Source organism: Buchnera aphidicola (Tetraneura ulmi) (assembly GCF_964058925.1).
GTDB lineage: Bacteria > Pseudomonadota > Gammaproteobacteria > Enterobacterales > Enterobacteriaceae > Buchnera_D > Buchnera_D aphidicola_B.
The window spans coordinates 126602-141728 of the sequence record NZ_OZ060366.1 but is presented as its reverse complement, the minus strand read 5'-3'; the positions used below and the strand labels follow the sequence as shown (position 1 = coordinate 141728).

Genomic DNA, 15127 nt, shown 5'->3' with positions numbered 1-15127 from the left:
CATCTAATGGTTATTAGATGTAATTAATTTTAGAATAGACTTTACCCAAAAATTAGGAGGAATAAATGGGAAAAATTATTGGGATAGATTTGGGAACCACTAATTCTTGTATAGCTATAATGGATGGGAAAAAAGCAAAAGTACTTGAGAACTCAGAAGGAGAAAGAACTACTCCTTCTGTTATAGCATATACAAAAGAAGGAGAAATACTTGTAGGACAACCTGCAAAAAGACAAGCAATTACAAATCCTAAAAATACACTTTTTGCAATAAAAAGACTTATTGGAAGACGTTTTAAAGATGAAGAGGTTCAACGTGATATTAAAATAATGCCTTATGAAATTGTCAAATCAAAAAACGGAGATGCCTGGATAAATATAAAAAACAAAAAAGTTGCACCACCTCAAATTTCTGCTGAAGTTTTAAAAAAAATGAAAAAAACAGCAGAAGACTATCTAGGGGAAAAAGTTACAGAAGCAGTTATTACAGTTCCCGCTTATTTTAATGATGCACAAAGACAAGCTACAAAAGACGCTGGAAAAATTGCTGGAATGGAAATAAAAAGAATAATTAATGAACCAACTGCTGCAGCTTTAGCATATGGTCTAGATAAAGGAAAGGGAAATAGAACTATTGCAGTTTACGACCTTGGAGGAGGTACTTTCGATATTTCTATAATTGAAATTGATGATGTTGATGAGGAAAAAACATTTGAGGTACTAGCAACAAATGGTGACACCCATCTAGGTGGAGAAGATTTCGATAGTAGAATTATAAATTATTTAGTACAAGAATTTAAAAAAGAACAAGGAATGGATTTAAGAAGTGATCCCCTAGCTATGCAACGTTTAAAAGAAGCAGCAGAAAAATCAAAAATTGAGCTTTCTTCAGCTCAACAAACCGACTTGAATTTACCATATATTACAGCTGATGCTTCCGGTCCAAAACATTTAAATATTAAAGTAACTAGATCTAAATTAGAATCTTTAGTAGAAGATTTAGTAACTCGTTCCATTGAACCAGTAAAAATAGCATTAAAAGATGCAAAATTATCTGTTTCAGACATTAATGATGTAATCTTGGTAGGTGGACAAACAAGAATGCCTATGGTTCAAAAAATAGTTTCAGATTTTTTTGGAAAAACTCCTAGAAAAGATGTTAATCCAGACGAAGCTGTAGCTGTAGGAGCTGCTGTACAAGGAGGAGTATTATCTGGAAGCGTAAAAGATGTACTATTACTAGATGTAACTCCGTTATCTTTAGGAATTGAAACTATGGGTGGTGTTATGACAACTGTTATAAATAAAAATACTACCATACCTACAAAACACAGTCAAATATTCTCTACTGCAGAAGATAATCAATCAGCTGTAACCATACATGTTTTACAAGGAGAAAGAAAACGATCGATTGATAATAAATCTCTAGGTCAATTCAATTTAGATGGAATCCAAGCTGCTCCAAGAGGAGTACCTCAAATAGAGGTTACATTCGATATAGATGCTGATGGAATATTACACGTATTTGCAAAAGATAAAAATACTGGAAAAGAACAAAAAATTACCATTAAAGCATCTTCAGGACTAAACGAATCTGAAATTAAAAAAATGGTTTCTGATGCAGAATCTAATTCAGAATCAGATCGTCAATTTGAAGAATTAGTCAAAATAAGAAATCAAGGTGATCAACTATCTCACAGTACTAAAAAACAATTGAAAGAAACAGAATCAAAAATAACAGAAGAAACAAAAAATAAAATACAAAAATCAATTAATGATTTAGATTTCTCTTTAAAAGGAGAAAACAAAGAAGAAATTGAAAAAAATATTCAAAATTTATTAAAAATTTCATCCGAGATGCTAAAAGAAAAAAAAGAAGACGAAAACTCTGACAATTTCAATTATAAAAAAAATGACTCTACAAAGAAAGAAGATAATGTAGTAGATGCTGAATTTGAAGAAGTTAAAGATACAAAAAAATAAAAACAATTTTTTTCTATAAAAAAAATTAAAAAAAAATAAAATAAAAAAAATCTGCTATTCCATAACACAGGAGTGGGAAAACCCCGCTCCCGTGAAAAGAATATATTATATTAGTACAGGAAAAATGTTAAAAAATGACAAAACAAGATTATTATTATACTTTAGGAATAACAAAAGCATCTAGTGAAAGAGAAATAAAAAAAGCATATAAACGATTAGCTATGAAATACCACCCTGATAGAAATCAAGGAGATAAAAATGCAGAAACTAAATTTAAAGAAATTAAAGAAGCATACGAAATTCTTATAGATCCAAAAAAAAGAGAATCATACGACCAATACGGCCATAATGCATTTCAACAAAATTCAGGATTTAATAGTAGTGGGTTTAGCAGTAGTTTTGAAACTACTTCAGATTTTAGCGACATTTTTGGAGACGTTTTTGGAGATATTTTTGGAAATGGACAACAACAATCTAAAAGAGGATCCGATTTAAGATATAACATAGAAATAACCCTTGAAGAAGCTGTACAAGGTGTTAAAAAAATAATTCGAATTCCAATACTACAAAAATGTAATATTTGCCATGGAACTGGTGCTACTCCAGGAACTCAAAAAAAAAACTGTCCTACTTGTAATGGATCTGGAAAAATACAAATGAGAAAAGGATTCTTTACTGTTCAACAAACATGTTCGACTTGTCAAGGTCAAAAAATAATAATAAAAAATCCTTGTTTTACTTGCCATGGACATGGAAGAATAGAAAAAATTAAATCTATATCCATAAAAATTCCAGCAGGAATTAATACAAATGATCAAATAAAGTTACAAAAAGAAGGAGAGGCTGGAAAAAACAATTCTTCATCTGGAGATTTATACATACATGTTACTGTAAAAAAACATCCCATTTTTAAAAGAAAAGAAAACGACTTATACTGTGAAGTACCTATTGACTTTTGTATGGCTGCATTAGGAGGAAATTTAGAAGTTCCTACATTAAATGGAAAAGTAAAATTTAAAATACCTGCAGAAACTCAATCTGGAAAGATTTTTAGAATACCAAAAAAAGGAGTTACTTCTATAAAAAATAGAAGAAAAGGTGATCTTTTTTGTAAAATATTTGTAGAAACTCCTATTCGATTAAACAGTGAACAAAAACATCTATTATATAAATTAGGAGAAAGTTTAGGAGGATTCAAAGGAGAAAAAAATAACCCTCGTTCTAAAAGATTTTTTGATGGAGTTAAAAGATTTTTTGACGATTTAACAACAAGGAAACGTTAATTGAAAAAGTATTGCTTCAATAATCAAGAAGCAATACCTATTGTTTTCTACATATTTAATTATGTATGAATTTTATTCAGTTTAATAAAAAATTATTATGCTAACTTTTTAAGTTTTAAGGAAAAATTTTTTTTATGTCTAGCAGCTTTGTTTTTATGTATTATTCCCCTTGTTGCAAATCGATCTAAAACAGATTGCATTTTTCGAAACACAATTTCAGCTTCTTTCTTTTTTCCGTTAATTATTTCTAAATGTACTTTTTTCATAATATTTTTAATCATAGATCTTTTTTTTATATTTTCTGTTCTTTTCTTTCTAGACTTTATTGCATCTCTTTTTGAGGATTTTATATTAGCCATATTAAAACCTTTGTATGAATAAATAATTTGTAAAATTTATAATAAAAAGTATTATTAATAAAAACATCAATTTTATAATTTTTAAAAATTTTATAAAAAATTTTGTAAAAGAAAAAAATGATTTTTTATAAAAAAATACATGCAATCATTTTATTTCATAAATTTATATTCATTGATTATTATTTTTAGAATACACTATTATTTTTAGAATACACTTAATTAATAAATTAACACTCAATTAATTTATACATTTATGAAATTATTCATTATATTTTTATAAAATTTTTTTATATTAATATATTAAAAATTCTAAAAAAAATAAAAATATTTATACAGAGAAAAAAAATGAAAAATTATAAATTTACTTTAAACCTTCCAAAAACTAAATTTCCTATGAAAGGAAATTTACCAAAAAAAGAAAAAGAAACAATAAAAAAATGGAAAGATACTAATTTATACGAAAAAATTAGGAAAAATAAAAAAAATAAACCAATCTTTTTTCTACAAGATGGTCCTCCATATGCAAATGGAAACATTCATATAGGACATGCCGTTAATAAAATTTTAAAAGATATAATAATAAAATCTAAAAATATGAGTGGATATAACGCTCCATATATTCCTACTTGGGATTGTCACGGACTTCCTATTGAACAACAAATCGAAAAAAAAGTAGGGAAACCTGGAATAAACGTATCTAAAAAAAAATTTAGAGAACTCTGTAGAAAATATGCATCTACTCAAGTTAAAATTCAAAAAAAAGAATTCATTAGATTAGGAGTATTAGCAGATTGGAAAAATCCATATTTAACTATGAATAAAGCATCAGAATCAAAAATTATAGAATCAATAGGAAAAATTATACAAAAAGGTCATGTATATCAAGAATTAAAACCTGTACCTTGGTGTACTAAGTGTGAATCTTCACTTTCTGATGCTGAAACAGAATATTTAAAAAAGAAAACATACTCAATATTTTTTCGAGTCCAAGCAAAGAACGATCATGAACTTAAAAAAAAATTCAATATTAAAAGCAAGAAAAAGATATATGCAATAATATGGACTACAACTCCTTGGACTCTACCTGCTAGTAGAGCAATATCAATAAATTCTAAAAATTGTTATCAATTGATAGAAACTAAACATTTTCTTTATATTATTTCAAAAAATACAACCAATAAAACAATACAAAAAATAAATATTCAAAATTACAAAATAATAAGCGAAATAGTAGGGAAAAAACTTGAATTAATAAAATTTAAACATCCTTTTCTAAATTATACAATACCTATTATTTTATCTAATCATGTAACCGAAGAAATTGGTACCGGTCTAGTACACACAGCACCGGATCATGGAATAGAAGACTATATTGCAAGTAAAAAATATTCTATTACTACAATCCATTTAGTTAATTCTAATGGACAATATAAAAAAAACATACATCCTAAAATTGATGGAATTAAAATAAACAAAGTAGAAAAAATAATATTTTCTTTACTTGATAAAAATTTATTAAAAATAGATCTCATAGAACATAATTATCAGCATTGTTGGAGACATAAAAAACCAATTATTTATAGAGCAACCCCTCAATTATTTATTAGTATGAAAAAAAAAGAACTACTATCAACGTCAATTAAATCTATTAAAAATGTTTCTTGGATACCAAAAAAAGCACAATCAAGATTTAATTCAATGTTAAATAACAGACCAGATTGGTGTATATCTAGACAAAGAACATGGGGGGTTCCTATTCCACTATTTATACATAAAGAAACCAAAAATATTCATCCAAATACTTTTGAATTAATAAAAAAAATAGCACTATTAGTAGAAGAAAAAGGAATTGAAGCTTGGTGGGAACTAGATCCTAAAGAATTACTAGGAAAAAAATATCATGATTATGTTAAAAATAATGATATTTTAGACGTTTGGTTTGAATCTGGATGCAGCCAATTTTCTATTTTAAATAGAAAAGAGTTTTTAAATAGAAAACATGCGGATATTTATTTAGAAGGTTCTGATCAACATAGAGGTTGGTTCATGTCATCATTGATGATTTTTTGTGCTATAGAAAATACGGCACCTTACTATTCTGTTTTAACACATGGTTTTGTTGTGGATCAAGCAGGAAAAAAAATGTCAAAATCAGAAGGAAACACAATAAGTCCAAAAAAAATTATAAAAAATCTAGGTGCTGACGTATTACGTTTATGGGTAGCTTCTATTGATTATACCAATGATATTTCGATCTCAGAAAAAATTATTCAACAACTTTCTGAAATATATAAAAAAATTAGAAATACATCAAGATTTCTTTTGTCTAATTTAAATAATTTTAATCCCAAAAAAGATCTAATTTGTCCATCTAAAATGATATTTATAGACAAATGGATAATTGACAAAACAAAAAAAACACAAAAAAAAATAATATTTTTATATTCAAAATATAAATTTCACGAAATCGTACAAAAAATAACTAAATTTTGTTCAATTACACTTAGTTCTTTTTATTTTGAAATAACAAAAGATAGACAATATACAACTAAAAAAACTAGTAATTCATACAAAAGTTGTCAAACGAGTTTTTATCATATTTTACAATCCCTAGTCCGATGGATAGCACCAATATTATCCTTTACAGCAGATGAAATTTGGAATTATTTATCTAGAATCGATAATATTAATGATGATGGTTGTATTTTTATTCAAGAATGGTATACAAATTTATTCTTTTTATCTGATAAAGAAAAGATAAAAACACAAGAATGGAATTCTTTAATAAAAATTCGACATGAAATAAATAAAATTCTAGATTCTTATAAAAAGAAAAAAATAATAAAAAATTCTTTAGAATTGAATTTAACATTATACGTTGAAAAAAAACTTTTTAAAATTCTTTCAATAACAAAAAAAGAACTAAAATTTATATTTTTAACTTCTTCTGTAAAAATTAAAGAATATAATGAAGCACCTGTAGAAATAATTGAAAATAAAAAAATAAATGGACTAAAAATTAAAATCAAAAAAATAAAAGGAGAAAAATGTCCACGATGTTGGCATTACTATTCAAATCAAATTTCTAATTTATTTAAAAATACAATAAAACAAGAAATCTGTCCTAGATGCATTTTAAATACAAAAGGAAACGGAGAAAACAGATTCTTTTTCTAAAAAAATAAAAAAATGAAAAAAATAAAAATCTTTTTAGTTTATTATATAATAATTCTATTTGATTATTTAACAAAAAAATGGATAAACGAAAACATTGAATTAAACCAAAATAAACATATTATATCAATTCTAAATATTTCAAATGTTCATAATTATGGAATTGTATTTGGAACGTTATCACAACAAAAAAAATATTTATTTGCTTTAAACTTTATTATATGTGCAATATATATTCTTTATTTAAATAAAAAAAATACTATAAAAATCTATGACTTATTGATAATAAGTGGAGCAATTGGAAATCTAATAGATAGAATCCATTATGGATATATAACAGATTTTATTGATTTTAAAATATATAAATTTCATTTTCCAAATTTTAATATTTCAGATATTAGTATTTTTTTTGGAATGTTATGCATCTTATTTGAAAAGAATATAAAAAAATAAAAAAGAAACAATCACCTACTATTTAAATTAAATAAAAAAATATTGTACAATTAAAATTGTACTATAACTAATCCAAAAAAAATCAAAATAATTAAATAAACCAACTTGTAAAAAAACAAAAAAACTTCTTATAAATAAGAAAACATTTTTTTTAATATTTTTATAAAAATATTAATTATTATCTACTAATAAACAACCTATAAATTGTGAAATTATAATATTATGAATAATAAAATAATAAAAATTGCTATATCAGGCGCATTGGGTAGAATGGGAAGAATATTAATTAAACAACTAATAAATAACTATAATTCAAAAGCTATTTTAACAACAGTCATATCATCTAGAAACAAAAAATACATAGGAAAAGATATTAGAAATATTCTTAAATTAGATTCAACTAATATTAATATTTGTTCTGATTTTGAACTATCTAAAAAAAATTTTGATGTATTAATAGATTTTACTCATCCAAAAAAAACTATGGAATACATTGATTTTTGTAAAAAAAATAAAAAAAAAATTGTTATTGGCACCACTGGTTTTAATAAAAAAGAAGAACTAAAAATAAAAAACGTTTCTAAAGAAATAGGTGTCGTATTATCTTCTAATTTTAGTACAGGAATTAACATATTAATTAAAATCATTAAAGATATCACAAAAATTATTGGAAAAAAATCTGAAGTAAAAATAATTGAATATCATCACAATAAGAAAATAGATTCTCCTTCGGGAACAGCTCTTACTTTAAAAAAAGTAATAAATGAAACATTTTATAAAAAATATCAAGAAATAAAAAATATCGATATTTCATCTATTAGAATGGGAGATATTAGTGGTGAACACAGCATTTTTTTTTCATTTTTAGGGGAATATTTAGAAATTACTCATAAATCTATAAACAGAAAAATTTTCGCAAATGGAGCAATAGATGCAGCTATTTGGTTACAATCAAAAAAAACTGGGTTATTTAATATGCAAGAAGTGTTAGATATAAAATAAAATATTAAATTTTATAAAATTATAAATTTGTTTTAAATAAATAGATCAAATTAAAAAATCTAAAAATATTTAAACTATTCTATTCAAATTATATAATACTTTATATACATTGGAGAAAACTTTGAACAAATCTGGAATGTTAGTTTTAGAAGATGGATCCGTGTTTTATGGTATATCAATAGGTTCAACAGGAAAATCTGTAGGAGAAGTAGTTTTTAATACTTCTATGACAGGATATCAAGAAATTCTTACAGATCCATCATATGCTGAACAAATAATAACTTTTACTTACCCCAATATTGGAAATGTTGGAATTAATAATGATGATTATGAATCTGAAAAAATACATGTTAAAGGAATTATTTTAAGGAATCTTTCTCTTTGTTCTAGCAATTATAAATCTCAAGAAAATTTAGATCAATATTTAAAAAAAAATAAAATTATTGCAATTTCTGATATTGATACTAGAAAACTAACTCATATTCTTAGAAATTCAGGATCTAAAAATGGATGTATTTTTGCAACTAAAAAAAATAATATTTATAATTATTACAATTTCTGTCTTACAAAAGCAAAAAATTTTTCAACAATAAAAAAAACAGATCTAACTAAAAAAGTTACTACAAAGAAAATATATCATTGGAATACAAATTCTTGTAAAAAAATAAAAGAAAAATTCAACGTTGTTGTTTATGATTATGGAATTAAAAAAAATATATTAAAAATGTTACAGTTAAAAAATTGCAATCTAACAGTTGTTCCAGCAGAAACAAATGCTAATTATGTATTAAAACTAAAACCTGACGGAATCTTTTTTTCAAATGGTCCAGGAGATCCAAGATTATGCAAAGATTCAATAAATTCCATTCAGTTATTTCTAAAAACTAATATACCTATGTTTGGAATTTGTTTTGGGCATCAATTACTTGCGTTATCTAGTGGAGCAAAAATCAAAAAAATGAAATTTGGTCATCATGGAAGTAATCATCCAGTACAAGATATAAAAACAAAAAAAGTAATAATAACATCACAAAATCACGGATTTACTGTAGATTACAAAAATATTCCAGAGCAACTATTAATCACACACAAATCATTATTTGATAATAGTATTCAAGGACTGTCTAGATCTGATAAACCAGTTTTAAGTTTTCAAGGTCATCCCGAATCTAGTCCTGGACCTCATGATGCATCATCTTTATTTAATTCTTTTATTAAATTGATGAAAAAATATAAAAAAAATACTCTTAAAAAAAATGAGAAAAAAATAAATGCCTAAACGAAACGACATAAAATCAATTTTAATTTTAGGAGCAGGACCAATAGTTATTGGACAAGCTTGCGAATTCGATTATTCAGGGACACAAGCTTGCAAAGCAATTAAAGAAGAAGGGTATGAAACAATTTTAGTCAATTCAAATCCAGCCACAATAATGACAGATCCAGATATTTCTAATAAAACATATATTGAACCTATTCATTGGAAAATTATTGAAAAAATAATTGAAAAAGAAAAACCAAATGCTTTACTACCTACTATGGGAGGGCAAACTGCTTTAAATTGTGCATTACAATTATACAAAAAAAATATTTTACTAAAAAACAACGTCGAAATTATAGGTACAAACATTAAATCTATCGAAAAAGCAGAAAATCGAAGATTATTTGAGAAATCAATTAAAAAAATTGGTTTAAATACCGCTCGTTGTGGAATTGCAAAAAATATGGATTCTGCTTATTTAATTTTAGAAAAAATAGGATTACCTTGTATTATTAGACCATCATTTACAATGGGAGGTTCTGGTGGTGGAATTGCATACAACAAAAAAGAATTTGAAAAAATTTGTAAATTAGGATTACATATTTCTCCAAATCAAGAACTGTTAATCGATGAGTCTCTAATTGGATGGAAAGAATACGAAATGGAAGCTATTAGAGATAAAAACAGCAATTGTATTATAGTTTGTTCGATTGAAAATTTTGATCCAATGGGAATACATACAGGTGATTCTATTACAATTGCTCCTGCACAAACTTTAACAGACAAAGAATATCAAACAATGAGAAATGCTTCGATCGATATTCTAAAAGAAATTGGAGTTGAATCAGGAGGGGCTAACGTACAATTTGCAATTAATCCTAAAAATGGAAAAATGATTGTTATAGAAATGAACCCAAGAGTATCTCGATCTTCTGCTTTAGCATCCAAAGCCACTGGTTTTCCAATTGCAAAAATTTCAGCAAAATTATCTATTGGATATACTTTAGACGAAATAAAAAATGATATAACTGGGGTTAATATGCCCGCAGCCTTTGAACCTTCTATAGATTACGTAGCAATAAAAATTCCAAGATTTAATTTTGAAAAATTTCCTGGGTGTAACGATCGACTAACAACTCAAATGAAATCTGTTGGAGAAGTAATGGCTATAGGTAGATCATTTCAAGAATCTATTCAAAAAGCAATTAGAGGTCTAGAAATAAATAAAAATGGATTTGATTCGATACTAAATTCGTCTATTCCAGATTTTTTTAAAACTATTAAATACGAATTAAAGAATCCAGGATCAAACAGAATATGGTATATAGCTGATGCATTTAGATATGGAATGTCTATACAAGAAATTGCAAGTCTTACTAATATTGACAAATGGTTTTTAACTCAAATTCATGAATTAATAAATATAGAAAAAAAAATAAAAGTTATGAAACTAAAAAATATTACTTTTAATTTCTTAAAAAATATTAAAAAAAGAGGTTTTTCAGATAAAAGAATATCTGTATTGATGAATACAACAGAATCTAAAATTAGAAAAAAAAGATATAAACTGAATTTACATCCAGTCTATAAAAGAATAGATTCTTGTTCAGCTGAATTTATTAGTCAAACAGCATACATGTATTCTACTTGGGAAGAAGAATGTGAATCTAATCCAGAAGAAAATAACCAAAAAAAAATTATAATACTTGGAGGAGGACCAAACAGAATTGGACAAGGAATTGAATTTGATTATTGTTGCGTACATGCAGCTCAATCCTTACAAGAAGAAGGATACCAAGCAATAATGATAAATTGTAATCCTGAAACAGTATCTACTGACTATGATATATCTAATAGATTATATTTTGAACCAATAACTTTAGAAGATATATTAGAGATAATAAGGATAGAAAAACCAAAAGGTATAATTATTCAATGTGGTGGACAAACACCATTACAATTAGCTAAATATTTTAAAAAAGAAGGAATAAATATAATTGGGACTAAGACACAATCAATTGATAAAGCAGAAGATAGAAACAAATTTCAATCAATAGTAACTAAATTAAATTTAAAACAACCAAAAAATAAAACAGTAAAAACAATAGAAGAAGCATTTTTACAACTTAAATTTATTAAATTCCCAATTATGGCAAGACCCTCGTATGTTCTAGGAGGAAAAAACATGAAAATTCTTTATAATAAAAAAGAACTAAAAAAATATTTTTTAAATATACAAAAAATTTACAAAAAAAATATTCCTGTATTATTAGATCAATATTTAAAAAATGCAATAGAAGTTGATGTAGATGCTATATGTGATGGAAATAATGTTCTTATTGGAGGAATTATGGAACATATAGAACAAGCAGGTGTTCATTCAGGTGATTCGGCATGTTCTTTACCAACATATACATTAGATAATGAAATAAAGCAAGAAATAAGATTACAAGTAAAAAAAATAGCTTTAGAATTAGATATTAAAGGTTTAATAAACATACAATTTGCAGTTAAAAATAAAATTATATATATAATAGAAGTTAATCCAAGAGCATCTAGAACAATTCCATTTCTTTCTAAAGCTACTGGATTGCCACTAGCTAAAATTGCTGTTAAAGTAATGTGTGGAATATCGTTAAAAAAACAAAAACATATAAAAGAAATAAATCCTCCATTTTATTCAGTAAAAGAAGTAACATTACCATTTAATAAATTTCCTGGAGCAAATCCATTTTTAGGTCCTGAGATGCGTTCTACTGGAGAAGTAATGGGAATTGGAAAAAATTTCTCAGAAGCATTTTCTAAAGCTATATTAGCAGCAGAATTTAATATACAAAAAGTAGGAAGAGCATTACTATCAGTACAAGATTCAGATAAAAAAAATATAATAAGTATTGCTATTAAATTGAAAAATTATGGATTCAAACTAGACGCTACCGAAGGAACATCAATTGCTTTAAAAAAGCATGGAATATCATCTAGACAAGTTAATAAAATTCAAGAACCTAGTCCTAATGTAAAAAATTATTTAAAAAATGGTGAATACTCTTATATAATAAACACCACTTCTATAAAAAAAGATAAAAATGATTCAAAAATAATTTTTTATGAAGCTATAAAACAAAAAATACACTATGATTCTACTATAAATGCAGCTTTAGCGACGATAACAGCACTAAATTATAATCCAACAAAATCAGTTATTTCAATACAAGAATTACATAAAAAAATTAAAAATACCAATAGTTAATACAATAATAAAAACTATAAATTTTTTAAATATTTAATACATTTTTTATAAATTCTTAAAGGATTAACAAATGTTTATTAGTATAATTGCAGCAATGTCTAGAAATTATGTAATTGGAAAAAATAAAAAACTTCCATGGAATACTATTCCTAATGACCTAAAATGGTTTAAAAAAAATACAATAAATAAAAGTATAATCATGGGAAGAAAAACCTGGGATTCCTTGAAAAACCCTCTTCCCATGAGACAAAATATAATTATTTCTAGAAATATAACCACAAAGAAGAATACAAAAAATATTTTTTGGGTTAACTCTTTTATTAAAGCTATTCAAGCTGCAAAAAATAAAAAAGAAATAATGATTATTGGAGGAGGAAATGTATATAAACAGAGTTTAAAATATGCTAATCGATTATACTTAACACATATCAATAAAAAAATTGAAGGAGATACATATTTTCCAAAATATAATAATTTACTTTGGAAAAGAATATATTATAAAAAATACAAAAATTTAATCAATTTAAAACTATTTAAGTATAATTTTGAGATTTTAGAAAAAATAAAAAAATAAAAAAATAATTCCTAATTTATTTTAATTTATTTTTTTTTAAAGAAAAACATGGAGTTTTAAAATATGATTTATCTTCTAGTCTATACATAGTCAATTCTCCTCCCCAACAACATCCTGTATCCAAAGGAATCACATTTTTTGGTATATCTGTACTTTTCTTATTTAAAGAAGACCAATGTCCAAAAATAATTTTATATTTTTTATCAATTTTATTTAAATCTTTAAACCATGGATATAAATGAACATTATTTTTTTTATCTAAATCAGATTTACAAAAAAAATCTAATTTTGAATCATTTTCATAACAAAATCTCATTCTAGTAAAAACATTCATGATAAAAAAAATTCTATCTGGAAATTTTAAATTATTATTCCAAATATAATGATCATTATTAGGAAATAATTTTAAAAAATTTAAATCATGACAATCAGTAGAAAAAACATCTTCTATTTCTTTAGAACATTTTAAAGCTGTAGAAATATTCCATTTAGGATGTATTCCAGCATGAGATAAAATCATTTTTTTTTCTTTATCAACATACAAGAATGGATTACCTTTTAACCAATTCATTAATTTATCAATTCTTGGAAATTTTAATAAATTATCAAAATTATCCAACTTATTGTATTTTTTTTTGCAAAAATATACAGATAACAAATATAAATCATGATTCCCTAATACTATTTTAGCTGATTTTCCAAGAGAATATACATATTGTAGTACTTGCAAAGAAAGGGAGCCTCTTGCAACTAAATCTCCTGTAAAGTAAATAGTGTCTTTTTCCCGATTAAAATTAGAAATATTTATTAAAACTTGTAGTTCTTCAAAACAACCATGAACATCTCCCACAATATACGTAGCCATATTTATTTTTTTTCTCACAGGTTATGTATTAATAAAAAAAATTTAAAACCATAAAAATTTTTTGCACTAATATTCATTTTTTTGTTCATTTGTATGTAAACAAGATCTTTTCGAAGACAAATATTTAGATAATCTACAATAATCTAATAAATTTAAATTTTCTGCTCTTAAAAATGGAGAAATATTCATTTTTAAAAATTCATTTTCTGAAAATAAACCACTTAAACTATTTTTAATAATTTTTCTCCTTTGAGAAAAAGCTAATTTTGTAATTGAATTTAAATAATAAGTTTCTCTTAAAAGAATTGGTGGAAATTTATTAGGAATTAACCTAACAAACGAAGAATGTACTTTTGGAAGAGGAAAAAACGATGTAGGAGGTATATCAAATAATGATGTAACGTTAAAATGATATTGTATTAAAACACTTAACCGACCATATTCTTTTGTATCCGGAATAGCACATAAGCGTTGCACTACTTCTTTTTGTAATAAAAAATGTAAATCAAAAAAAATATCTTTAAAAATCATTAAATAAAAAATTATTTTATTAGAAATGTTAAAAGGTAAATTTCCAAATATTCTTATTTTTTTATTTTCAGAAAAAAAAGTTCTGAAATTAAACTTCAATACATCCTGTAAAAAAATGTTGAATCTTTTATTAACTATATTTTTTTTTAAAAAATTAACTAAATTTTTATCTATTTCTATTACTGATAAATTATCATTTAATAATAATATAGGCTTAGTTAAAGCACCCATTCCAGGACCAATTTCAAACATAATTTCTTTTGGTTTAGGATTAATAAAATTGATAATATTTTTAATAAAAAAATCATCTTCTAGAAAATGTTGTCCTAAACTCTTAGATATTCTATGACCAAAATAATTTTTTTTATCTTTCATTTTTATTTTTTTTTATAG

11 protein-coding genes are annotated in these 15127 nt (G+C 24.6%); 8 read left to right on the top strand and 3 right to left on the bottom strand.

Annotated features, from left to right (window positions below; genetic code table 11):
* Positions 1–65 precede the first annotated feature (65 nt).
* Both dnaK and dnaJ read left to right on the top strand, forming a co-directional pair.
* A complete protein-coding gene (gene dnaK, locus AB4W66_RS00660; protein WP_367674976.1) occupies positions 66–1982 on the top strand; it encodes a molecular chaperone DnaK in 1917 nt (638 codons plus the stop codon).
* Between the two features lie 134 nt (positions 1983–2116).
* Positions 2117–3265, top strand: a complete 1149-nt coding sequence (gene dnaJ, locus AB4W66_RS00655; RefSeq protein WP_367674975.1) for a molecular chaperone DnaJ — start codon at positions 2117–2119, stop codon at positions 3263–3265.
* A gap of 95 nt (positions 3266–3360) precedes the next feature.
* Here dnaJ and rpsT read toward each other — a convergent pair whose 3' ends face one another.
* Positions 3361–3624, bottom strand: a complete 264-nt coding sequence (gene rpsT / locus AB4W66_RS00650) for a 30S ribosomal protein S20 (protein ID WP_367674974.1) — start codon at positions 3622–3624, stop codon at positions 3361–3363.
* Positions 3625–3969: 345 nt separating this feature from the next.
* On the opposite strand from rpsT, the gene ileS reads away from it, so the two are divergent.
* The 6 genes from ileS (at position 3970) to folA (ending at position 13338) form a co-directional block, all read left to right on the top strand.
* Positions 3970–6801, top strand: a complete 2832-nt coding sequence (gene ileS, locus AB4W66_RS00645; RefSeq protein ID WP_367674973.1) for an isoleucine--tRNA ligase — start codon at positions 3970–3972, stop codon at positions 6799–6801.
* 12 nt (positions 6802–6813) lie between these two features.
* The gene (gene lspA / locus AB4W66_RS00640; RefSeq protein ID WP_367674972.1) at positions 6814–7251 is read left to right on the top strand and encodes a signal peptidase II; all 438 of its coding nucleotides are present in this window, start codon (positions 6814–6816) and stop codon (positions 7249–7251) included.
* A gap of 222 nt (positions 7252–7473) precedes the next feature.
* A complete protein-coding gene (gene dapB / locus AB4W66_RS00635) occupies positions 7474–8253 on the top strand; it encodes a 4-hydroxy-tetrahydrodipicolinate reductase (protein WP_367674971.1) in 780 nt (259 codons plus the stop codon).
* Between the two features lie 109 nt (positions 8254–8362).
* Positions 8363–9532, top strand: coding sequence for a glutamine-hydrolyzing carbamoyl-phosphate synthase small subunit (gene carA / locus AB4W66_RS00630; RefSeq protein ID WP_367674970.1), 1170 nt, complete (start codon positions 8363–8365; stop codon positions 9530–9532).
* Complete coding sequence (carB, locus tag AB4W66_RS00625; RefSeq protein WP_367674969.1) at positions 9525–12764, top strand: carbamoyl-phosphate synthase large subunit; 3240 nt, start codon at positions 9525–9527, stop codon at positions 12762–12764. Before carA ends, carB begins: the two co-directional genes overlap by 8 nt.
* Positions 12765–12834: 70 nt before the next feature.
* Positions 12835–13338: a type 3 dihydrofolate reductase gene (folA, locus tag AB4W66_RS00620; RefSeq protein WP_367674968.1), complete on the top strand. Its 504-nt coding sequence runs from the start codon at positions 12835–12837 to the stop codon at positions 13336–13338.
* A gap of 16 nt (positions 13339–13354) precedes the next feature.
* Here folA and AB4W66_RS00615 read toward each other — a convergent pair whose 3' ends face one another.
* Together AB4W66_RS00615 and rsmA are read right to left on the bottom strand one after the other, a co-directional pair.
* Entirely contained in the window at positions 13355–14203 is an 849-nt protein-coding gene (locus AB4W66_RS00615) for a symmetrical bis(5'-nucleosyl)-tetraphosphatase (RefSeq protein ID WP_367674967.1), read from the bottom strand.
* Between the two features lie 66 nt (positions 14204–14269).
* Positions 14270–15109: a 16S rRNA (adenine(1518)-N(6)/adenine(1519)-N(6))-dimethyltransferase RsmA gene (gene rsmA / locus AB4W66_RS00610; RefSeq protein WP_367674966.1), complete on the bottom strand. Its 840-nt coding sequence runs from the start codon at positions 15107–15109 to the stop codon at positions 14270–14272.
* Positions 15110–15127 lie beyond the last annotated feature (18 nt).